This is a genomic window from Streptomyces sp. NPDC048424, from assembly GCF_040651555.1.
Classification (GTDB): domain Bacteria; phylum Actinomycetota; class Actinomycetes; order Streptomycetales; family Streptomycetaceae; genus Streptomyces.
The window spans coordinates 14,620-37,057 of sequence record NZ_JBEZKE010000047.1; the positions used below are offsets into that span (position 1 = coordinate 14,620).

Here is a 22,438-nt window from a genome sequence, read left to right on the forward strand (position 1 = left end):
TCTAGTTCCCGTAGGCCTTGGCTGCGTCCGCCTCCAGTTTCGCCTGCGCGCCCGCCACGTCCGACGGGTTCGCCAGGAAGTCCTGGAGCGCCTTCCACTCGCCCGCCCCCGGGGTCCCGCCGAAGGCCGCCGGGGCCTGGTCCGACATGTCGAAGCGGAAGTCGTCGCCCGCCGCGATCAGCGCCTTCGCGATGTTCCGCTGGATGTCGTTCGGATAGGCGGCCGGGTCCACCGCCTTGTTCGGGGAGACGAAACCGCCCTCGCGGGCCTGGATCTGCGCCGCGTCCGCCGAGGCCAGGAAGGTCAGCAGGGCCTGCGCGCCCTTCGACGGCTTCAGCGCGACCGCCACGTCACCGCCCGAGACCACCGGGGCCTTCGCGCCGACCGCCGGGAAGGGGAAGACCAGGGCGTCCTCGCCCACCTTCGCGTCGGTCTGCGCGATGTTCACCGCCACGAAGTCACCCTCGAAGACCATCGCGGCCGCCGGCCGGTCGCCGCCGGTGAAGGTCTGCGTCACCGACTTCGGGAACTCCGTGGACAGCGCCCCGCTCGGCCCGCCCGCCAGGAAGTCCTTGCGCCCGAACAGCTCGCCGAGCGTCGTCAGCGCCTGCTTGACGCTGTCGTCGGTCCACTTGATCTGGTGCTTGGCCAGCTGGTCGTACTTCTCCGGGCCCGCCTGCGAGAGGTAGACGTTCTCGAACCAGTCGGTGAGGGTCCAGCCGTCCGCGCCCGCCACCGAGACGGCCGGCGTACCGGAGGCGGACAGCGTGTCGGCCGCCGTGATCAGCTCCTTCCAGGTCGTCGGGGGCTTGACCCCGGCCGCCTCGAAGGCCTTCGCGTTGTACCAGATCAGCGACTTGTTGGCGGCCTTGTAGTACACGCCGTACTGGGTGCCGCCGACCGCGCCGAGCGTCTTCCAGCCCGCCGAGTAGTTCTTGTCCAGCTGCGCCTGGGCCTCCGGGCCCACCGGCTGCGCCCACTTGTTCTGCACGGCCGAGACCAGCGCGCCGACCTGCGGGAGCAGCGCGACGTCCGGCGGGGCACCGCCCGCGATCTTCGTACCGAGGAAGGTGACGATGGGGTCCTGGGCCGGGACGAAGGTCACGGTGGCCCCCGTCCGCTTCTCGAACTCCTTCAGGACCTTCGTGAAGTTCGCCTGCTCGGGGCCCGTCCAGACCGCGGCGACCTCCAGCTTCTCCCCGTCCAGCTTCGGTAACTCCACCTGCGGCCCGGTCGGTCCCGCGGCATTCGGCGGGTCCGTCTTCTCGTCCGTGCCGCCGCCGCACGCGCTGAGCGCGAGCGCGCCCGCCGCGGCGAGAGCCGTCCAGGTGAGTGTCGTCCGGCTCGTTCCGTGCCTGCGCATGGTTCTGCCCCCGATGCCCGTGGTGTGTCCCGGACCACAAGGTCTACGCCGACCCGCGCGCCCCCGCAATACCGCGTCGCGGGGGTGGTCCTGGGCCTCGGGGGCCCGTCAGGGAGCGGGCGGGAACAGCACGGGTATCGCCGAGACCAGGTGCGAGGCCCGGTCCAGGGCGCTGGCCAGCAGCGCGAGGTCGGTCGGTCCGTTGCCCAGTTCGCGCACCGGGCGGCGGGCCGGCGGATCACCCATCCGCTCCCACTCCACCGGGACCACGGTCGGCCTCAAGGTCGCCGTCCGCGGGATCCGGCCGGTGACCCGGCCGGCCTGGAACGGGACCGTGCGGCCGTCCGCGTGCCGGAGCAGTCCGCGGCCGGGGCCCGGCTGGTCGGGGGCGTCGAGCTCCACGCGCAGGGCGGTCAGCCGGGCCAGCCCGGTCTCGGCCGTGCGGTCCGGGCGGGCGGTGGTGGCCACCAGGTGCACGCCGAGCGGGGCGCCCTCCCGGGCGACGGCCTCCAGCGCCCGCACCACCGAGCCGGCGGCGGGCCGGCCCGTACTGCCGAGGCCCGGCGCGACCAGCGCGTCGAGGTCGTCCACCAGCACCACCAGGCGGGGCAGCGGGCTCGGCCCGGCCGGCGGATCCGTACGGGTGGCCGACGCGCGGAGCCGGAGCGTGCCGGTGCGCTGGGGGTCGAGGTCGCCGCGCAGCTCGCCCGGGGTGGGCCGGCGGGGCGAGACCATCCGGTCGCAGACCTCGCGCTGGGCGTGCCACTCGGCGAACGGCAGCCCCTCCAGCAGCTCGGCGCGGCGCTTCAGCTCCGCGCCCAGCGCCTGCGCGAACTCCCGCATGCGCACCGGGTCGGAGGCGACCAGGTGGGCGGAGACGTGCGGGAGCTCGGTGCAGGGCAGCAGCCCGTCGCCGCGCTCGCCGCCGGCCCCGTCGAGGAGGACCAGCCCGAGGCGGTCGGGCCGGGCGGCCGCGGACAGCGAAGCGGCCACCGCCCGCAGCAGTTCCGTCCGCCCGCTCCCGGCGGGCCCCTCGATCAGCAGGTGCGGCCCGTCGTGGACCAGCTCGGTGCCGACGGGGCCGCGCCGCCCGCTGCCCAGCACGATCTCGGCGAGGCCGCCGGTGCCCTGCCCCTGGTCGGTGGCGGCGGCCCAGCGGGCCATCAGGGAGGCCGGGGTGGCGCGGGCCAGCCCCAACTCGTCCAGCAGCCGGGCGGTCGCGGGCAGGGTGGCGGCGGACGGCCGGTACGGCGCCGCGGAGCAGCCGTCGGTGGTGCGCAGGGGCGCCAAGGCCCGGGCGAAGCGCTCGGCCCAGGCGGCGGAGACTGCGTCGGCGGTGGCGCTGCCCCCGGACGGGACGGGCCGGCCGCCGCTGACCGCGAAGGTCCGTATGGCCGTGGCCACGTCCCCGCTGAGCAGGGCGACCGCGCCGCAGTGCCGGAAGGCGGGGTTGCCCGCGCAGGCGGCCTCGTACGTCTCGGCGACCGGCGAGGCGGCGGTGGCGGCCGGGGCCTCGGCGAGTGCGAGCACGTGGATCCCGGCGGCCGGGCCGTGCGAGGCGAGGCGGCCGGTGATGTCGCGCAGCGCGCCCGCGCCGGGATCGCCGTCGATCACGACGAGCGTGTACGGGCCGTCGTAGACGGCGGCGGCCCGCCGGACCTGCCCGGCGTCGGCGGCGGCCCAGTGCACGCCGAGGGGACCGTCGTCCAGGCGCCGGGTCAGCTCACCGGTGCGGGCGAGCGCCTGGTCGCGGTCGTACGCGAGGAGGAGCCGGCAGTCCTGGCCGTGCGCGGGCCGTACGTGGGGCAGCCAGCCGAGCCAGCCCCAGTCGCGCCGCCGCTCGGCGAGGCCGCGGGCCCGGTCGGTGGCGACGAGCACGATCTCCAGCTGCCCCGGCGCGTGCAGTCCCGCCAGCTGGGCGACCGCCCAGCGGGCGACCCCGGCCAGCCGGGCCCGCGGACCCGCGACGCCCAGCGCGCCGACGGCCGGCAGCGACACCCGGCTCCCGGCGCCGAGCCCCACCTCCAGCGCCCGGGCGTGACCGGGCTGTCCGGGCGTACGGGACCACAGGCGCTCGGTGGGCCCCATCGCGGCCAGCAGCAGCGCGGCCGGGTCGTCGGGGTCGGGGGCGGCGGCGGTGGGCGCCGACTCCGGGGCGGCCTCGGCGGGGTCCTCCCCGCGCACCCACTTGCGGGCCCAGGCCCCGAGTCCCTTGCGGCGGCCGGCGGAGGCGGCGGCGCCGTCGGACGTGCGGCCGTCACCCGGGCCTCCGGAGGCGTCCGGCGGTCCGGCGGGGGTTGCGGGGCGCGGCTCCGGGAACGCGTCGGCCCCGGCCGCGCCGGCGCCCGGCCACCCGGCTCCGTCCGAGGCGTCCGGCCCGCCGGAAGCGGCCCGTCCGGCTGCTTCGGCCGGTCCGTGCGGCCCGGTGACGCGTCCGGCTCCGCCGGATCCGTCCGGCGCCGGGCCGGCGGTGCCCGCCGGGCCGGGACTCGGGGGCGTACCGGCGGCGCCCGACCAGCCGGCGGCGCCGGCCGGGGGCGGCACGGAGAGGTGCCCCTCCTGGTCGGGGGTCACGGTCAGCGGGGGCGTCGTGCCCGCGGGCACGAGCCGCAGGGTGGACTCGCCGACCCGCAGCAGCGCTCCCGGCGGCAGGGCGACCGGCTGGGGCCCCACGGGGACGCCGTCCAGCGTGGTGCCGTTCGTCGAGTCCAGGTCGGCCACCGCGACCCGCCCGTCGCGGATCACCGTGACCGCGCAGTGCAGCCGGGACACGTCTGGGTCGTCCAGCGGGACGTCGGCGTCGGCGGAGCGGCCCACCCGGATCTGCCCGCTGTGCAGCAGGTGCACCCCGCCCGCGTCGGGTCCGGCGACGACGTGCAGCTGGGGCGCGCCGAGGCCGTCCTCGGGCAGCACGTCCGGCACGGGCCCGTGCAGGGCCAGTACCGCGCCGTCCACGAGCGGCGGCTCGCCCAGCACCCGCCGCTGGAGGTCGAGGCGCTCGGAACCGGCGTAGAGCACGACCGTGCCCCCGGTGTCGGGTCCGCCGACGGTCGCCGCGAGCCCGGAGGCGACCGCGGCCAGCGTGGTGCCGGCCGGTGCCGTGACGAGCACGTCACAGCTCGCGGGGGCGGTCGCGGTCTGGTGGCCGCTGCGCGACCCAAGGACGGTCAGCCGGATCTGCATCGCCGTCAGTGGTCCCTTCTGCGCGGTGCGCGGTGTGTGCGCCCGGCAGGGGAACTTCGGGACATGGCTGCCCGATCGCCCCCCGCCCGGCACGGACGCGTCGTCCGGTCAGGTCTGCCGGAAGGCGGGGCTCCCGTCCCGTGCCGTTCCGTACGGGTGCATCCTCGCACCTGTCGCGGACAACACGCCCGGCACCCACCAAGAAATGATCTTGATCGGTCACGGCCCGGTGCGGACCTCGACCGGATACGGACGGCGAGCGGGGGAAAGGCACGGAAAAACGCCACGGGCATACCCCGCAAACATCACCCTCCGTACATATGTGCGGCAACCAACCTCCGGCGACCGGCGTCTTCCCCGGGGACACCCCCTAGAGTGGGCCGGAAAACCAATCAGCGGATCGACCACCGCTCGACCACCACACGACCACGAACAGACGACAGCAGGGGAGCGCGAGACGTGCGGCCAGTCGGCAGTAAATACCTGCTCGAGGAGCCGCTCGGGCGCGGCGCCACGGGCACCGTCTGGCGTGCCCGCCAGAGGGAGGCCGCCGGCGCGGAGGCGGCCGTCGCCGGACAGCCCGGCGAGACCGTGGCCATCAAGGTCCTCAAGGAGGAGCTGGCCCAGGACCCCGACATCGTCATGCGCTTCCTGCGCGAGCGCTCGGTCCTGCTGCGCCTGACCCACCCCAACATCGTGCGCACCCGCGACCTCGTGGTCGAGGGCGATCTGCTCGCCCTGGTCATGGACCTGATCGACGGTCCGGACCTGCACAAGTACCTGCGCGAGAACGGCCCCTTCACGCCCGTCGCCGCGAGCCTGCTGACCGCCCAGATCGCGGACGCGCTCGCCGCCAGCCACGCCGACGGCGTGGTCCACCGCGACCTGAAGCCCGCCAACGTCCTGCTCGACGAGCGCGGCGGCCAGATGAAGCCGATGCTCACCGACTTCGGCATCGCCCGCCTCGCGGACTCCCCGGGTCTGACCCGCACCCACGAGTTCGTCGGCACCCCCGCCTACGTCGCGCCCGAGTCCGCCGAGGGCCGCCCGCAGACCTCCGCCGTCGACATCTACGGCGCCGGCATCCTCCTCTACGAGCTGCTCACCGGCCGCCCGCCGTTCGGCGGCGGCTCCGCCCTCGAAGTGCTCCACCGGCACCTCAGCGAGGAGCCGCAGCGCCCCCCGACCGTGCCCGAGCCGCTGTGGACGGTCGTCGAGCGCTGCCTGCGCAAGGATCCGGGCCAGCGCCCCAGCGCGGTGAGCCTGGCCCGCGGCCTGCGCGTGGTCGCCGCCGGCATCGGCGTGCACTCCTCGGCCGTCGAGGTGGAGGCCGCGCTCGGCGTGGGCGCGCTGCTCGCGCCCGACCCCTCTCCGGCGCCGGTCCCCGAAACGCCGGGAGCCGCCGACCCGACCCAGGTGCTGCCCGCCGGCGCCGGCTCGCCCCTCGGGGCCTACGACCCGAACGCCATGACCAGCGTCATGCCGCCGGTCGGCGCGGCCGACGCCACCTCGGTCCTGCCGAGCACCGGGGCCCCCGGGGCCGACCCGACCTCGGTCATGCCACCCGTGCAGCAGCCGGACCAGCCGCACCCCTGGCAGTCGCAGATGCGGGCCGCCCGCGACCGCAACGAGCAGACGCAGGTCCAGTACCTCGACCCGAACGACGACCCCCTGCGGCGCCGCCCGCAGCGGCAGGCGCCCCCGCCGCCGCAGCACCGGCCCCAGCCGCAGCAGCCGTACCGGCAGGGCCCGCCGCCCCAGCAGCAGTACCAGCAGCAGCCTCAGCAGCAGTACCGCCAGCCGCAGCAGCCCCAGCAGCAGTACGCGCCTCAGCCGCCGCCGCAGCACTATCAGCCGCAGCAGCACCAGCCCCAGCCGTACCAGCAGCAGGCTCAGCCGCAGCAGCCCCAGTACCGCCAGCCCCAGCCGCAGCAGCAGCCCCCGCAGGCTCCGCCGCCGCAGCAGCCGGCCCGGGAGCCGCGCGAGCCGCGCCGCCGCAGCGCCAACCCGGTGCGGATCCCCGGCCTCGGCTGCCTCAAGGGCTGCCTGGTCGTCATCCTGCTGTTCTTCGTGGCCGGCTGGCTGGTCTGGGAGCTCACCCCGCTCCAGGAGTGGGTCGGCACCGGCCGCGGCTGGTGGGACCAGCTGTGGACCTGGGGCACCGACATCGTCGACTGGGTGAGCACCGTCGGCGACTCCACGGGCGCCACGTCCTCGGGCTCCACGAAGTCCTGAGACGGGGCCCGCAGAGCCGACTTCGTGGATTTGTCGACTTCTGAGGGGTGATTTCGCCCGCAGAAGTGGAGGTCGCTGCGAATCCGGGCCCCTGCTGGCCTCCAACGCCCACCCGGCCGCGTAGCTTTGGTGCGTACGCCAGCCGCTGAGGGAGCAGTCGTGGCACGGAAGATCGGCAGCCGGTACACCGCGCACCAGATCCTGGGGCGCGGCAGCGCGGGCACGGTGTGGCTGGGCGAGGGGCCTGACGGGCCCGTCGCCGTCAAACTGCTGCGCGAGGACCTCGCGTCCGACCAGGAACTGGTCGGACGCTTCGTCCAGGAGCGCAGCGCGCTGCTCGGCCTGGACCATCCGCACGTGGTCTCCGTCCGTGACCTCGTCGTGGACGGCAACGACCTCGCCCTCGTCATGGACCTCGTCCGCGGTACGGACCTGCGCACGCGGCTCGACCGCGAGCGCAGGCTCGCCCCCGAGGCGGCCGTGGCGATCGTCGCGGACGTCGCCGACGCGCTGGCCGCGGCGCACGCGGCGGGCGTCGTCCACCGCGACGTCAAGCCCGAGAACGTGCTGCTGGACATGCAGGGCCCGCTCGGCCCGGGCGGCTCGCACCCGGCGCTGCTGACCGACTTCGGCGTGGCCAAGCTGATCGACACCCCGCGGCGGGCCTCCGCGGGCCGGGCCTCGGCCCCCACCACCCGGATCATCGGCACGCCGGACTACCTGGCGCCGGAGATCGTGGAGGGCCTGCCCCCGCGGGCGGCCGTGGACATATACGCCCTGGCCACCGTGCTGTACGAGCTCCTGGCCGGCTTCACCCCCTTCGGCGGGGGCCACCCGGGCGCGGTGCTGCGGCGGCACGTGACGGAGACGGTCGTCCCGCTGCCGGGCATCCCCGACGAGCTGTGGCAGCTGATCGTGCAGTGCCTGGCGAAGGCCCCGGCCTCGCGGCTGCGGGCGTCGGAGCTCTCCGTACGGCTGCGGGACCTCCTGCCGCTGCTGGCCGGTATGCCGCCGCTGGACGTGGACGAGCCGGACGACGCGGATCCGGACCCCGAGCCCCCGTCGGACGAGCCGGCCGCGGATCCGGTCCGCCGCCGGGGCGTGGTCCCGCTCGTCCCGGGCTCCGCGACGGACTCCAACCGGGACACCCACACCTCGATGCGGGTGCCCGGGCCGGACGAGCTGGCGGGCGGGGCGCTGGGCACGGCGCGGGTCCCGCGCCCGGCCGGCGGCCACCGGCCGGGCTCCGCCCGGCACCGGGCGGAGGCGGCCCGCAAGCGGCGGCTGGTGCTGTCCGTGTCGGCCGTGGCGCTGGCCGCGGCGGTCGGCCTGGGCAGCTGGCTGGCCTTCTCCGGCGACGACGCCCCGCCTCCCCAGGACAGCAAACAGTCCGTCCCCCACAAGCCGTAGCCGTATTTCAGCCCCTCCGGCGTTTGAGGAGCGGGGTCCGGGGCGGAGCCCCGGCTACGCCGTGACCAGTTCCGGGTGCCAGCGCCGCGCCACGGCCGGGTGGGCGCGGACCCACCCCTTCAGCTCGTTGCGCCCGTACTCGGCGTGCAGCGGGTTCGACGCGTCGTGGGCGACCCCGGGGGCCGACGCCAGGTAGTCGCCCGGGACCGTCTCCACGACCGCGTCCAGCCGCGGGTTGTAGAAGAACGGCACCGAGTACCGCTCCACCGCCCCCGGCGGGCTCACCACCCGGTGGTCCGTCGCCGTCAGGTAGCCCTCCGTCGCGATCTCCAGCAGCTCGCCCAGGTTGACCACGAACGCCCCCGGGAGCGGCGGGACGTCGAGGTAGCCGCCGTCGCGCACGACCTGGAGGCCTCCCACGGAGTCCTGCAGGAGCAGCGTCAGGAAGCCGTAGTCCTTGTGCGCGCCGACCCCCTGGTCCGCGCCGGACGGGGCGGATCCGGGGTAGCGGATCAGCTTCGTGTGCAGGTGCGGCCGGTCCGCGAAGGCCGCGTCGAAGAAGTCGGACGGGGCGCCGATCGAGGTGAGGAGCTCCTGGAGCAGCCGGTGGGCCACCGCCGCGAGGCGGGACTGCCAGTCCAGGACCACCGTACGGAGCTCCGGGAGCGCGGCGGGCCACTGGTTCGGGCCCTCCAGCCACAGGTACGCCGGGTCGTCCGGCCCCACCACCGGAGCCGGGCGCTCCGCGCCCACGTCCAGCTGGTCCCGCCAGTCGGAGGCCCCGCCGGTCAGCTCGTGGCCGATCCGGGTGTAGCCGCGGAAGTGCGGGGAGTTCAGATTGCTCACGGCGAGCCGGTCGGCCTCCGGGAGGGCGAAGAAGGCCCTGGTCAGCTCCAGGATGCGGGCGCTCTCGGCGGCGGTGACGCCGTGCCCGGTCAGGTGCAGGAAACCGGTGTCCCTGGCCGCTGCGTGCAGCTGCTTCAGGAAGTCGGCCCGCTGGGCCGGGTCGTCGGCCTGGGAGAGGTCCAGGACGGGGAGAGTGTGCGCGGACGGCATGACGGCTCCGTTTCGGATGTCACGGGGTCCTGTTCCCCAGAGGTGGCGGGGGCCGCGGGTGAGGGGTGGGCCGCCGGCAGGGATGGTGCCGGGACCGCGTGAGCCGCGTACAGGACCAAGTCGGATCGGGGTGGATCAGGCTTGGGTACGGTCCGGCGGCAGACAGCTCGTCGTCGTGACACGCATGTGGTCGACATGGCGGCGCTTGACGAGGAGAACGGTCATACCGTGAGCGTACGCCCGTGCGAGCCGTCATCAGAACGGGCGATCCGGCCTGCCCGGACGGCGTTGTCCGGGGACCGGCTACGCTGGACCCGTGGCAGTCGTCGATGTTTCCGAAGAGCTGAAGTCCCTCTCCTCGACCATGGGGTCGATCGAGGCCGTCCTGGACCTCGACAAGCTGAGGGCAGATATCGCCGTGCTCGAGGAGCAGGCCGCCGCGCCGTCCCTGTGGGACGACCCGGAGGCCGCTCAGAAGATCACGAGCAAGCTTTCGCACCTCCAGGCCGAAGTCCGCAAGACCGAGACCCTGCGCGGGCGCATCGACGACCTCGCGGTGCTGTTCGACCTCGCCCAGGAGATGGACGACGCGGACACCCTCGCCGAGGCCGAGGCCGAGCTGATCTCCGTGCGCAAGGCGCTGGACGAGATGGAGGTCCGGACCCTGCTCTCCGGCGAGTACGCCGAGCGCGAGGCCCTGGTCAACATCCGTGCCGAGGCCGGCGGCGTCGACGCCTCCGACTTCGCCGAGCGCCTCCAGCGCATGTACCTGCGCTGGGCCGAGCGGCACGGGTACTCCACCGAGATCTACGAGACCTCGTACGCGGAAGAGGCCGGCATCAAGTCGACCACCTTCGTCGTCAAGGCCCCGTACGCCTACGGCACCCTCTCCGTCGAGCAGGGCACCCACCGCCTCGTCCGGATCTCGCCCTTCGACAACCAGGGCCGCCGCCAGACCTCCTTCGCGGGCGTCGAGGTGCTGCCGGTCGTCGAGACCAGCGACCACGTGGAGATCGACGAGGCCGAGCTGCGCGTCGACGTGTACCGCGCCTCCGGCCCCGGCGGCCAGGGCGTCAACACCACCGACTCGGCGGTGCGCATCACGCACATCCCCACCGGCATCGTGGTGTCCTGCCAGAACGAGCGCTCGCAGATCCAGAACAAGGCCAGCGCGATGAACGTCCTCCAGGCCAAGCTGCTCGAGCGGCGCCGCCAGGAGGAGAAGGACAAGATGGACGCCCTCAAGGACGGCGGAAGCTCCTGGGGCAACCAGATGCGCTCCTACGTCCTGCACCCGTACCAGATGGTCAAGGACCTGCGGACGGAGTTCGAGGTCGGCAACCCGCAGGCGGTGCTCGACGGCGAGATCGACGGCTTCCTGGAGGCCGGGATCCGCTGGCGCAAGCAGCAGGAGCAGACCGCGTAGGGCATGACCCACGCACATGGGCGAGGGCCCGGACATCAGTGATGTCCGGGCCCTCGTTCCGTGTGGTGATCGGTACGCGGCGCGCAGGCCGCGGGCACCGCGTATCAGGCGGTCTGCTGGGCCACCAGCACCAGAGCTGCCACGAGAATCACCATGAGCACGATGAGAGCCACGGGATTGAGGCCGGAGAAGGGGCCCTCCTGCTGGAGGCGCTCCCGGTTCGCCCGGCACACCGGGCAGCGGCCCTGGCTGACGGGTGCGGCGCAGTTCGCGCACACGAGCCGGTCATATGTCATGCGCTCCTCCTTTCGTCCCCTCGGTCTCGTCTGTTGCCTATAACGGCGTGGGGAACCAGACCGTTCCCCCTACCACTGTGCCAGCTTCGCCGACATTCGGCGCGGCCCGTCCGGGCAATCACGGTCCGGAGCGACCCGCACCCCGGGATAAAACGGGCAAGTCCGGATGCCGGGTCCACACCTCGCGCCCGTTCGCGTATGGTCACGCACACCTACTCCCGGCGACCGTGGTGCACCCGTGATCCGATTCGACAGTGTCTCCAAGTCCTACCCGAAGCAGAGCCGACCTGCACTCAGAGAAGTCTCCCTCGACATCGCGAAGGGCGAGTTCGTCTTCCTGGTCGGCTCCTCCGGCTCCGGCAAGTCCACCTTCCTGCGGCTGATCCTGCGCGAGGAGCGGGCGAGCCACGGCCAGGTGCACGTCCTGGGCAAGGACCTCGCCAAGCTCTCCAACTGGAAGGTCCCGCAGATGCGGCGCCAGTTGGGGACCGTCTTCCAGGACTTCCGCCTGCTGCCCAACAAGACGGTGGCCGAGAACGTGGCCTTCGCCCAGGAGGTCATCGGCAAGCCGAGGGGCGAGATCCGCAAGGCCGTCCCGCAGGTCCTCGAACTGGTGGGCCTGGGCGGCAAGGAGGAGCGGATGCCCGGCGAGCTCTCCGGCGGTGAGCAGCAGCGCGTGGCCATCGCCCGCGCCTTCGTCAACCGCCCCGCCCTGCTGATCGCGGACGAGCCCACCGGCAACCTCGACCCGCAGACCTCCGTCGGGATCATGAAGCTGCTGGACCGGATCAACCGGACCGGCACCACCGTGATCATGGCCACGCACGACCAGCAGATCGTGGACCAGATGCGCAAGCGCGTCATCGAACTCGAACAGGGCCGACTCGTACGCGACCAGTCGCGCGGCGTCTACGGCTACCAGCACTGAAAGGCCCTTGAGAGTCATGCGCGCCCAGTTCGTCATGTCGGAGATCGGCGTCGGTCTCCGCCGCAATCTCACCATGACCTTCGCGGTCATCATCTCCGTGGCCCTGTCACTGGCCCTGTTCGGCGGCTCCCTGCTCATGAGCGAGCAGGTCAGCAGGATGAAGGGCTTCTGGTACGACAAGGCCAACGTCTCGATCTACCTCTGCAACAAGCAGGACGCCCAGGAGGCCAGCGAGGCCGCCGCCAAGCCGGACGGCTCGGGAGGCGGCGCCGGCGGCGTCGCCACCTGCCGCAAGGGCGCCGTGACCGACGAGCAGAAGAAGCAGATCGAGTCCGAGCTCAAGCAGATGTCCCTGGTCAAGTCCGTGGCCTACGAGTCCGCGGACGAGGCGTACAAGCACTACCAGGAGCAGTACGGCCACACCGCGCTGGCCTCCTCCATCACGCCCGACCAGATGCAGGAGTCCTTCCGGGTCAAGCTCAAGAACCCGGAGAAGTACAAGGTGGTCACCTCCGCCTTCGCGGGCCGTGACGGCATCCACACCGTCGACGACCAGCGCCAGGCGATCGACGACCTCTTCCGGATCCTCAACTACCTCAACTACGCCGCCCTCGGCATCATGCTGATCATGCTGATCGTGGCGCTGCTGCTGATCGTCAACACCGTGCGCGTATCGGCGTTCAGCCGCAGGCGGGAGACGGGGATCATGCGGCTCGTGGGCGCCTCCAGCTTCTACATCCAGGTGCCCTTCATCATGGAGGCCGCCTTCGCCGGGCTCATCGGCGCGCTCTTCGCCTGCGCCATGCTCGTCTCCGGCCAGTACTTCGTGATCGACCACGGCGTCGGACTGCGCGACAAGATCCAGCTGATCGACTTCATGGGCTGGGGATCGGTGCTGGCCAAGCTCCCGTACGTACTCTTCATCGGCCTCCTGATGCCCTCCATGGCCGCCTTCATCGCCCTGCGCAAGTACCTGAAGGTGTGACAAGCGCCCCGCGAGCGGTCCGGCCAACCATCCGTACCGGAGCGGGGCTTGTCCTAGACTCGGCGCCATGCCGGGTCTGCCCGCCTTCTGTCTCCGGCCCCGCGACCTGCGTCGCGGGGCCGTTTTGACGTTGGCCTTCCTCGCCGCCGTCGCCACCGGTGCCTTAACCGGATGCTGGGACCAGGAGGACGGCGCCGTGGCCGCGGAGGTCCGTGCGGAGCTCCCCGCCCCCGGTGCACCCCGTACGGCGGGCACCGCCGACCGCGACGCGGTGGCGCGCGCCGCCGCCGAGGCCGTCGCCGAGGGGAAGTCCGGCAAGAAGGCCGCCCAGGAGGAGGTCAGCCGCAGCGGCGACCGCTGGGGCACCGTCTACGACCAGGGCGAGTACGCCGCCTTCGCCGAGGGCCTCGACGGCCACTGGACCGGAGTCGGGGTCTGGGCCGAACGCGCCCACGACGGCGTGATCAAGGTCGACAAGGTCCAGCCCGGCAGCCCCGCCGCCCGGGCCGGACTGCGCGCCGGGGACCGGCTGCTGAGCGTCGACGGGCACGCCGTGACCGGCCTGGCCGTGGCCGAGGTGGTCTCCCTGCTGCGCGGCACGGCCGGCACCCCCGTCGTGCTGAACCTCAGCCGGGACGGCGCCGACCTCACCGAGACCGTCCGCCGCGAGCAGCTGCGCACCGAGCCCGTGACCGTCCGCCAGCGCCCCGACGGCGTCACCGTCATCAAGGTCACCTCCTTCACCCGCGGCTCCGGGGAGCGCGTCAGGTCCGCCGTCCGCGCGGCCCCGCCCGGCGCCGGGGTCATGCTCGACCTGCGCGGCAACCCGGGCGGGCTGGTCACCGAGGCGGTCACGGCCGCCTCCGCCTTCCTGGACGGCGGGCTCGTGGCGACGTACGACGTACGGGGGGACCAGCGGGTCCTGTACGCGGCACCGGGCGGCGACACCACCCGCCCGCTGGTGGCCCTCGTGGACGGCGGCACGATGAGCGCGGCCGAGCTGGTGACGGGCGCCCTCCAGGACCGGGGCCGCGCGGTGGCGGTGGGCAGCCGGACCTTCGGCAAGGGCTCGGTGCAGATGCCGACCGAGCTCCCGGACGGTTCGGTGGCCGAGCTGACGGTGGGCATGTACCGCACTCCGGCGGGCCGCAGCCTGGACGGCGACGGCATCACCCCGGACGTGCCGGCGGGCGAGCGGGCCGAGGAACGGGCCGTCACGGTATTGGGTGGCCTCGGGGTGGGTCCGTAGTGCGAAAATGACCGCACTATGGCTAAGGAAAAAGGGCGCAAGCTGATCGCCCAGAACAAGAAGGCGCGGCACGACTACACGATCCTCGACACCTACGAGTGCGGACTCGTGCTCACGGGGACCGAGGTCAAGTCCATGCGCCAGGGCCGGGCCTCGCTGGTGGACGGCTTCGTGACGGTCGAGAGCCGCGAGGCGTGGCTCTACAACGTGCACGTGCCGGAGTACACCCAGGGCACCTGGACCAACCACAGCGCCCGGCGCAAGCGCAAGCTCCTCATGCACCGGGAGGAGATCGACAAGCTGGAGCGCAAGTCGGAGGAGACGGGTCACACGATCGTGCCCCTCTCGCTGTACTTCAAGGACGGCCGCGCGAAGGTCGAGATCGCGCTGGCCAAGGGCAAGAAGGAGTACGACAAGCGGCAGACCATGCGGGAGAAGCAGGACACCCGCGAGACGCAGCGCACGATCTCGGCGATCCGCCGCAAGCAGCGGGGCACGGTTTAACCTGCTGGCACGCGGTGGTCCACTTCGCGTACCATGGCGTCAGCACCCGCCGCTCGCGGTGGGGGCAGCTTGAAAACACAACATGGGGATGATCGGTTTCGACAGCGGATGTCGATGCAGGGGAAGCGAGCCGAGGAAGCGGCAATGATCTCGCTAACCACATGTCGCAAACAATAATCGCCAACTCCAAGAGCGATAACTCCCGCTTCACCCTCGCTGCCTAATAACAGTGAGCTGAAGCCTCTGTGAGGAGCGTCAGCCCGGAAGTGGTCCCGGTCCGGATCCTGGCGTCAATTAGGGATCTAAACCTCTAGCCCCGGTCACGGGGGTTGGAGGGAAACCAAACAGTGACTGAGCCCGTCGGAGACTTGTCCGTGTGATCTCCGGGGCTGAGAAAAGCGCAGCGGACTGCGCTCGGAGAAGCCCTGCTTCTGCACCGTTGGACGCGGGTTCGATTCCCGCCATCTCCACTCATCCCATGTGGGCAAAGGCCCCGCAGCCTCTCGGCTGCGGGGCCTTTGTCATGCCGGGTGGGCTGCTGTCAGCAGAACGGGACCTTGTTGAGGTTCAGGGCGTAGCGGGCGGTGATCCAGCCGGAGCCGTCGGCGAGTTTGTACCAGATCGAATTGCCGTCGACGTTCTGGCCGTTGACCTTGCACTGGAGGGGGACCACCGTGCCGGTGTAGACCTTGCCCGTCTTCGCGTAGTGCGTGGCGGGGCCGGAGTGGACGCGCAGGCCCTTGCCGGGGGAGACGATCTTGGCCTTCGGGGTCTCGTGGTGGCCGCCGCACTTCGTGCAGGTGCCGGGCTTGCCGGGCTTGCCGGTGTCGCCCTTCGGGCCCTTGGGTCCCTGGGGGCCTTGTGGGCCGGTCTTGCCCGGGTCGCCCTTGGGCCCCTTGTGGCCCTTCGGTCCCTGCGGCCCCTGGGGACCCGGCCTGCCCGGCTTGCCGTGGTCGCCCTTGTGGCCCTGCGGGCCGCGGGGGCCGGGCTTGCCGGTGTCGCCCTTGTGGCCCCTCGGGCCTTGCGGTCCCGGCTTGCCCTGGTCGCCCTTGTGGCCCTTCGGGCCCTGCCGTCCCGGCTTGCCGTCGTCGCCCTTGTGTCCCTGCGGTCCGCGGGGGCCGGCGGGGCCCTGCGGGCCTGCCGGGCCGGGGTCGCCCTTGGGTCCGTTGGCGGGGCCCTGTTCGCCCTGTTCGCCCTGTTCGCCCTGTTCGCCTTGCGGGCCCTGCGGGCCGGCGGGGCCCTCCGGTCCGGCCGGGCCGGTGTCGCCGCGCTCGCCGGGGTCTCCCTTGTCGCCCTTCTCGCCCTTCGGGCCGGGGCGGCCGGGCTTGCCGTGGTGGCCGGGCTTTCCGTCGTGCCCGTCGTGCCCGTCGTCGCCCTTGTCTCCCTTGTCGCCCTTGGGGCCGGACACTGCGGTGGCGACGGCGAACAGCGCGGACGCGGAGGTGCCCGTCGCCCACTCGCCGCCGGTCAGCGTCGTGCCTTCCGGGGCGTCCGCGTCGACCCGTACGGACACGCCGAGTTGGGTCTGCGCGTTCGCCGGGAAGCGGAAGCCGGCGCGGGTCCCCGCGTCGCAGGTCAGCAGGCGGGCGTCCGCCGACCGCGTGCAGGCGCTGGCCGCGCGCCGGCCGTTCCAGTAGAAGCGGGCCTCCGGGAACGTGGTGCGGTCCGGGGCGGAGATCCGGAAGGTGCCGCTGACGGCCGGGTCCGAGCCGTTGACGGCCGCGATGACCACGCGGCCCGTCCGGCCGGGGGCGATCGAGGGGACGTACGGCTGGGAGAACCGGATGCTCGACGAGTCGGCGAGGGCCGGTACGGCCGGAACCAGACAGGTGGCGGTCACGGCGGCGACGACGAGGGCCGCGGGCACGGAGCGGGAAGCAGACAGCAAGGGGTGTTCCTCCGCAAAGGAGAAGGGCGCTGGGGAAGGCACCCCCAGTTATTGCGGATCATGAGCGGCGGCCGTGCGTACCACGCGGGAACGATCACTCGCCCGCCGCATGAATCGTCCCGGCGCGGTGGTCGCCAGCGCGATCAGCGCGGCCGCGGCCGGCACCGCGTAGGCGGCGGTCGGGCCCACGTGCTCCACCGCGAGGCCGGCGCCCGCCGAACCGGCCGCGATGCCCGCGAAGATCGCGGTGACCGCGAGCGTCATGCCCTCGTTGAGGCGTCCCTCGGGGATCAGGGCGTGGACCCGGGACATCGCCGTGACCATCGTCGGGGCCGTGGCCATGCCGGCCAGGAGGAGGGCGCAGCCGAGGGCGGGCAGGGAGCCGGTGGCCGCCGCGGCCCAGGGGAGGGCCATGAGGACGGCCAGGGCGCCCACGCAGGCCTTCAGCGAACGGGGGCGCAGGGTGCCGTAGAGCAGACCCGCCGCACACGATCCCGCGGCCTGCAGGGCCAGGATCAGACCGGAGGACGCGCCGAGGCCCCGGGCGTCGAGGTGGGCGATCGAGGTGATCTCCATCGAGCCGAAGACCACGCCGGTGACGACGAAGAGCGGCAGCAGCGGGCCGAGGGCGCGCAGCGGTGAGCCCTGCCGGGGCGCGGCCGACACCGGGGGCTGGGTGGCGCGGCAGGAGGTGAAGACGAGCATGCCGGTGAGCAGCAGGACCGCGCCGGTGAGGGTGCCCGCCTCGGGGAAGACGGCGCCGCACAGGAAGGCCGCCAGGACGGGTCCGAGCATGAAGCACAGCTCGTCGGCGGCCTGTTCGAAGGACATCGCCGTGTGGTGCGCGGCCGGGGAGTCGCGCAGCAGGTGCGTCCAGCGGGCGCGGGACATGCCGCCGATGTTGGGGGTGGTGGCGGTCGCGGCGTACGAGGCGAAGAGGGTCCAGGCGGGCGCCCCGGTACGGACGCACACGATCAGGGAGAGCGAGCCGAGGACCGCGATCAGGGTGGCCGGTACGGCGATCCGGGCCTGGCCGTGGCGGTCGACCAGCCGGGCGGTCCAGGGCGCGACCAGCGCGGTGGCGGCCAGGCCGGTCGCCGTGACCGCGCCGGCGAGGGCGTACGAGCCGCGCTGTCCGGCGATCATCATGACCGCGCTGACCCCGAACATGCCCATGGGGAGCCGGGCGAGGAGGTTCCCGGCGGTGAAGCCCCGGGTGCCGGGCCGGGCGAAGAGGCGGCGGTAGGGGCCCTGGGGCGTGCGGGCCGGCCGGGCGGCGCCGGCGGGCCGTCCGGCGGGCGGTCCGGCGATGACGAGGGTGCTGCCGGTGACGGTCATGAGCGGGGTGCGCGCGGCCGTCGGTGCGGTGCGGGAGGAGGCCGTGCGGGCCGTGGCCGTGCGGGCGGTGGCCGTGCGGGCGGTGGTCGTGGTCGTGGTCGTGGCGGGCATGGGAAGAGCCTCGGGCCCGGCCCCCGTCCCGGTCCAACACCTGTTCGGAGCCCATTCACCGCCATCTGTTGTTAGTCTCCGGGAGTGATTCCCCGCGATGTCGACCCGCGGCTGCTGCGCGGGTTCGTCGCGGCCGCCGAGGAACTGCACTTCACCCGCGCCGCAGCCCGCCTCTACGTCGCCCAGCAGGCACTCAGCCGCGATGTCCGGCGGCTCGAACAGACCCTGGGCGCCACGCTGTTCCTGCGGACCACCCGGCAGGTCGAGCTGACCGCCGACGGGCAGCGCCTGCTGCCGCTGGCCCGGCGCGTGCTCGCCGCGCACGAGGAACTCGCCGCCGCCTTCACCGCCCCCCGCCCGCTCCTCGTCGACCTCAACACCGACGGGCCCAGCACCCCGCGGACCGTGCTGGAACGCGCCCGCGAACTCGCCCCCGACTGCGAGCTGATGGCCCGCTTCGAGAGCGGCCTCACCCACGCCGCCGCCGAGATCGCCGCCGGCCGGCTCGACGTCTCCTTCGGGTACGCCGACGGGCTGGACCCGGCGCTGCGGGCGCCGCTCGCGCAGACGCCCGTACGGTACGAGCCGCTCGCCGTGCTGCTGCCCGAGGGGCACCCGCTGGCCGCGCGGGAGACCGTACCGCTGGACGCGCTCGCCGGGGAGACCGTGTACGCGGGCGCCGGGAACCCGCGGACGCTGGAGTGGACCGGGCTGGCGCGCGAGCTGTTCGCCGGGCGGGGGATCCTGATGGCGCCGCCCGCGCCGGTGGCGATGGGCAAGGAGGAGTTCCGCCGGGTGATGGTCAAGACCGGCAACCCGGTCCTCGCCACCGTGGACTTCCTCGACATGCCCGGCTGTGTGAAACGGCCGCTGACCGACCCGGTGCCGCTGTCCCCGCTGTCCATGGTGTGGCGCGAGGGCTTCGCACACCCCGGGCTGGACGCCCTGCGCGCCGCGGCCGCCGGGCTGGCCGCCGAGCGGGGCTGGCTGCAAGCGCCGCCCGGGAGCCGCCTCCCGGCCCGGCTCACACACGGACCCGGCGGCGGGTGAGAGCAAGGTTTCCCGGCGGTCATCCGGCGGGGACCGGCGCCGAAACGCGCCCTTCCTACGGTCGTCACCACGGACGCGACAGCTGTGGAGGCGTGTGATGACCGGTACGACCGCACCGCGCAGGGGAGGCCGCTGGATCGAGCAGTGGGATCCCGAGGACGAGACCTTCTGGAAGGAGACCGGGGAGCGGACCGCCCGCCGCAACCTCCTCTACTCCGTGCTCTCCGAGCACATCGGGTTCTCCATCTGGTCGCTCTGGTCCGTGATGGTCCTCTTCATGGGCCCCGCCTACGGGATCGACCCGGCCGGGAAGTTCTTCCTCATCGCGACCGCCACCCTCGTCGGCGCCCTGGTGCGGGTGCCGTACACCTTCGCCGTCGCCCGCTTCGGCGGCCGGAACTGGACCGTCTTCAGCGCGCTGATGCTGCTCGCGCCGACGGTGGCCGCACTGGTCGTGATGGAGCCCGGGACCTCGTACGGGACCTTCCTGCTCGTCGCGGCCCTCACCGGCGTGGGCGGCGGCAACTTCGCCTCCTCCATGACCAACATCAACGCCTTCTTCCCGCTGCGCAAGAAGGGCTGGGCGCTCGGCCTGAACGCCGGCGGCGGCAACATCGGCGTGCCCGTGGTGCAGCTGGCCGGACTGCTGGTCATCGCCACCGCCGGGGCCACGCACCCGCGGCTGCTGCTCGGCGCCTACATCCCGCTGATCGTCCTCGCGGCGGTCCTGGCGGCCGTACGGATGGACAACCTGGCGCCCGTGCGCAACGACACCGGCGCCGTCCGCGAGGCCCTGCGGGACGCGCACACCTGGATCATGTCCTTCCTCTACGTCGGGACGTTCGGGTCCTTCATCGGCTACAGCTTCGCCTTCGGCCTGGTGCTCCAGACCCAGTTCGGCCGCACCCCGCTGCAGGCGGCCTCGCTGACCTTCGTCGGACCGCTCCTCGGATCGCTGATCCGGCCGGTGGGCGGGGCACTGGCGGACCGGTTCGGCGGGGCGCGGATCACCCTGGGGACGTTCGTGGCGATGGCGGCGGCGACCGGCGTGGTCGTGTTCGCCTCGGGCCGGTCCTCGCTGCCGGTCTTCCTCGTCGGGTTCGTGGCGCTGTTCGTCCTGAGCGGGCTCGGCAACGGGTCGACGTACAAGATGATCCCGGGCATCTTCCAGGCGAAGGCACTGGCCCGCGGGATGAGCGGCGAGGCGGCCGCGGCCTACGGGCGGCGGCTCTCCGGGGCATCCATGGGCCTCATCGGGGCCGTCGGCGCACTCGGCGGACTCGGCATCAACCTCGTCTTCCGGGAGGCCTTCCTCAGCTCCGGCTCCGGCACGGCGGCCTTCGTCACCTTCCTCGGCTTCTACGCCCTGTGCTGCGCGGTCACCTGGGCGGTATACCTTCGCCGGCCGGCGGCCGCGGCCGCCGCGGCCCTCGGGGTCGAAGCGAAACCCCAGCTCACGTCGGTGTAACCGGGGCGAAATACCGGTGAACCGAGTCCGACATGCCGCCTTGGCAGGCTCGGTCCACCCGTTCCGCCCCGCCCCCATGCGTCAGTAGGCAGGTCACGATGGACCACACGAACACCGACACGCACACCGGCCCGCTCGCGGGCTTCACGGTCGGGGTCACCGCTGCCCGGCGAGCGGACGAACTCATCGCGCTGCTGCGGCGGCGCGGAGCGGCGGTGCTGCACGCCCCGGCGCTGCGGATCGTGCCCCTCGCCGACGACAGCGAATTGCTCGCCGCCACCAAGGAACTCATCGGCTGCGCACCGGACGTGGTCGTGGCCACCACCGCCATCGGCTTCCGGGGATGGATCGAGGCGGCCGACGGGTGGGGCATCGGCGAGGAACTGCTGGAGCGGCTGCGGGCCACCGAACTGCTGGCGCGCGGACCGAAGGTGAAGGGCGCCATCCGGGCGGCCGGCCTCGTCGAGACCTGGTCCCCGGAGTCGGAATCGCTCGCCGAGGTACTGGAACGGCTCCTGACGGCCGGGGTGGCGGGCCGCCGGATCGCACTCCAGCTGCACGGTGAGCCGCTGCCCGGCTTCGTCGAGGCGCTGCGGGCCGGCGGCGCCGACGTGGTCGTGGTGCCCGTGTACCGGTGGATGGCGCCGGAGGACCTCGGGCCGCTGGACCGCCTCCTCGACGCGATCGTGGGCGGCGGGGTGGACGCCGTCAGCTTCACCTCGGCGCCGGCGGCGGCCTCCCTGCTGTCCCGGGCCGAGGCACGGGGCGTACGGGAGGCCGTGCTGGAAGCGCTGCGCGGCCCGCTGGTGTCCGCGTGCGTCGGGCCGGTGACGGCGCTGCCGCTGCAGGCGCACGGGGTGGCCACGGTGCAGCCGGAACGCTTCCGGCTGGGCCCGCTGGTCCAGCTGCTCTGCCAGGAACTCCCGGGCCGGGCACGGGTGCTGCCGGTGGCCGGGCACCGCATGGAGATCCGCGGGCACGCCGTCCTGCTGGACGCGCGGCTGCGGCCGGTGCCGCCGGCCGGGATGGCCCTGCTCCGGGCCCTGGCCCGGCGGCCGGGCTGGGTGGTGGCCCGCGCGGAACTGCTGCGGGTGCTGCCGGGCGCGGGCCGCGACGAGCACGCCGTGGAGACGGCGATGGCCCGGCTGCGGGCGGCGCTCGGGGCGCCGAACCTGATCCAGACCGTGGTCAAGCGGGGGTACCGGCTGTCGCTGGACGCGGGCGGCGAGGCCAAGTACGGGGAGCTGCCGCTCGACGCGGTGACGGCCAGGGGGGTCCTCGGCTAGCGTGCCGGGATGATCATTGACGGCGTGGAGATGAGGGGCGTCGAGCTCGGCGACGCCGCGGGGCTGGCGGAGGCGTTCGCGCGCAACCGGGCGTTCATGGCGCACGTGGAGCCCGTCCGGACGGACGCGTACTACACGGAGCGGGGGCAGCGGGAACGCATCGAGGGGCTCCTCGCCGAGCGGGACGCCGGGCGGATCGTCCCGTACGTGTTCGTGGAGACGGCCACGGGTGCCCCCGTCGGCGCGATCAACCTCGGCTCCATCGCCCACGGGCCGCTGTGCAGCGGCGGCGTGGGCTACTGGGTCGACCCCGCCTGGCACGGCAAGGGGCTGGCGACGGCGGGGCTGGAAGAGGTCTGCCGGGTCGCCCGCGACGAGGTCGGCCTGCACCGGGTGGAAGCCGGGACCCTGGTCGACAACCTCGCCTCGCAGCGCGTGCTGGCGAAGGCGGGCTTCGAGTTCTACGGCCTCGCGCCGGGCTACCTCCACATCAACGGCGCGTGGCGCGACCACCGCCTCTTCCAGCGCCTGCTCCACGACAACCCGCCACAATCCAGCCCCTCCGGCGTTTGAGGAGCGGGTCCGGGCGGAGCCCGGTGCCCGGCGGAGCCGGGTTTCGGGGGGGGGGGGGGGGGGGGCGCGGCGGCCGCCGCCCGGGCGGC

Annotated in this window: 17 protein-coding genes and 1 other RNA gene; 12 read left to right on the forward strand and 6 right to left on the reverse strand. The window is 73.5% G+C overall.

The window, feature by feature from the left end; translation table 11 throughout:
• Position 1: 1 nt before the first annotated feature.
• Positions 2 to 1,363: an ABC transporter substrate-binding protein gene (locus AB0D29_RS36185; RefSeq protein WP_362860102.1), complete on the reverse strand. Its 1,362-nt coding sequence runs from the start codon at positions 1,361 to 1,363 to the stop codon at positions 2 to 4.
• Positions 1,364 to 1,471: 108 nt separating this feature from the next.
• Positions 1,472 to 4,546, reverse strand: a complete 3,075-nt coding sequence (locus tag AB0D29_RS36190) for an FHA domain-containing protein (RefSeq protein ID WP_362860103.1) — start codon at positions 4,544 to 4,546, stop codon at positions 1,472 to 1,474.
• 459 nt (positions 4,547 to 5,005) lie between these two features.
• On the opposite strand from AB0D29_RS36190, the gene AB0D29_RS36195 reads away from it, so the two are divergent.
• A complete protein-coding gene (locus AB0D29_RS36195; protein ID WP_362860104.1) occupies positions 5,006 to 6,781 on the forward strand; it encodes a protein kinase in 1,776 nt (591 codons plus the stop codon).
• A 159-nt stretch (positions 6,782 to 6,940) separates the two neighbouring features.
• Positions 6,941 to 8,191, forward strand: coding sequence for a serine/threonine-protein kinase (locus tag AB0D29_RS36200; protein ID WP_362860105.1), 1,251 nt, complete (start codon positions 6,941 to 6,943; stop codon positions 8,189 to 8,191).
• 54 nt (positions 8,192 to 8,245) lie between these two features.
• Here AB0D29_RS36200 and AB0D29_RS36205 read toward each other — a convergent pair whose 3' ends face one another.
• A complete protein-coding gene (locus AB0D29_RS36205) occupies positions 8,246 to 9,247 on the reverse strand; it encodes a 2-oxoglutarate and iron-dependent oxygenase domain-containing protein (protein ID WP_362860106.1) in 1,002 nt (333 codons plus the stop codon).
• A gap of 316 nt (positions 9,248 to 9,563) precedes the next feature.
• Between AB0D29_RS36205 and prfB the strand changes: the two genes are divergently transcribed.
• Positions 9,564 to 10,673 (forward strand): peptide chain release factor 2, encoded by a 1,110-nt coding sequence (gene prfB / locus AB0D29_RS36210; RefSeq protein ID WP_362807693.1) that lies wholly within the window; start codon positions 9,564 to 9,566, stop codon positions 10,671 to 10,673.
• Between the two features lie 104 nt (positions 10,674 to 10,777).
• On the opposite strand, the gene AB0D29_RS36215 is transcribed toward prfB, so the two are convergent.
• Positions 10,778 to 10,969: a hypothetical protein gene (locus AB0D29_RS36215; RefSeq protein ID WP_362807696.1), complete on the reverse strand. Its 192-nt coding sequence runs from the start codon at positions 10,967 to 10,969 to the stop codon at positions 10,778 to 10,780.
• 238 nt (positions 10,970 to 11,207) lie between these two features.
• Here AB0D29_RS36215 and ftsE point away from each other — a divergent pair, with 238 nt between their 5' ends.
• From ftsE to ssrA, 5 genes are all read left to right on the forward strand, one after another.
• Positions 11,208 to 11,897: a cell division ATP-binding protein FtsE gene (gene ftsE, locus AB0D29_RS36220; RefSeq protein ID WP_030011324.1), complete on the forward strand. Its 690-nt coding sequence runs from the start codon at positions 11,208 to 11,210 to the stop codon at positions 11,895 to 11,897.
• 16 nt (positions 11,898 to 11,913) lie between these two features.
• Complete coding sequence (gene ftsX / locus AB0D29_RS36225; protein ID WP_030719960.1) at positions 11,914 to 12,882, forward strand: permease-like cell division protein FtsX; 969 nt, start codon at positions 11,914 to 11,916, stop codon at positions 12,880 to 12,882.
• Between the two features lie 67 nt (positions 12,883 to 12,949).
• Entirely contained in the window at positions 12,950 to 14,131 is a 1,182-nt protein-coding gene (locus AB0D29_RS36230) for a S41 family peptidase (protein WP_362860107.1), read from the forward strand.
• 18 nt (positions 14,132 to 14,149) lie between these two features.
• A complete protein-coding gene (gene smpB, locus AB0D29_RS36235; RefSeq protein ID WP_362860108.1) occupies positions 14,150 to 14,635 on the forward strand; it encodes an SsrA-binding protein SmpB in 486 nt (161 codons plus the stop codon).
• An 84-nt stretch (positions 14,636 to 14,719) separates the two neighbouring features.
• Positions 14,720 to 15,108: a transfer-messenger RNA gene (gene ssrA, locus AB0D29_RS36240) on the forward strand.
• A gap of 68 nt (positions 15,109 to 15,176) precedes the next feature.
• Here the strand turns inward: ssrA and AB0D29_RS36245 are convergent.
• Entirely contained in the window at positions 15,177 to 16,523 is a 1,347-nt protein-coding gene (locus AB0D29_RS36245) for an SH3 domain-containing protein (protein ID WP_362860109.1), read from the reverse strand.
• A 48-nt stretch (positions 16,524 to 16,571) separates the two neighbouring features.
• A complete protein-coding gene (locus AB0D29_RS36250; protein ID WP_362860114.1) occupies positions 16,572 to 17,861 on the reverse strand; it encodes an MFS transporter in 1,290 nt (429 codons plus the stop codon).
• Positions 17,862 to 18,056: 195 nt separating this feature from the next.
• Here AB0D29_RS36250 and AB0D29_RS36255 point away from each other — a divergent pair, with 195 nt between their 5' ends.
• The 4 genes from AB0D29_RS36255 (at position 18,057) to AB0D29_RS36270 (ending at position 22,349) form a co-directional block, all read left to right on the forward strand.
• Positions 18,057 to 19,022 carry a LysR family transcriptional regulator gene (locus tag AB0D29_RS36255; protein WP_362860110.1) on the forward strand — a complete coding sequence of 322 codons (966 nt, stop codon included), beginning with the start codon at positions 18,057 to 18,059 and terminating at the stop codon, positions 19,020 to 19,022.
• 97 nt (positions 19,023 to 19,119) lie between these two features.
• A complete protein-coding gene (locus tag AB0D29_RS36260; protein WP_362860111.1) occupies positions 19,120 to 20,490 on the forward strand; it encodes a nitrate/nitrite transporter in 1,371 nt (456 codons plus the stop codon).
• A 98-nt stretch (positions 20,491 to 20,588) separates the two neighbouring features.
• Positions 20,589 to 21,776 carry a uroporphyrinogen-III synthase gene (locus AB0D29_RS36265; RefSeq protein WP_362860112.1) on the forward strand — a complete coding sequence of 396 codons (1,188 nt, stop codon included), beginning with the start codon at positions 20,589 to 20,591 and terminating at the stop codon, positions 21,774 to 21,776.
• Positions 21,777 to 21,785: 9 nt separating this feature from the next.
• Positions 21,786 to 22,349, forward strand: coding sequence for a GNAT family protein (locus AB0D29_RS36270; protein WP_362860113.1), 564 nt, complete (start codon positions 21,786 to 21,788; stop codon positions 22,347 to 22,349).
• The last annotated feature ends 89 nt before the right edge of the window (positions 22,350 to 22,438 follow it).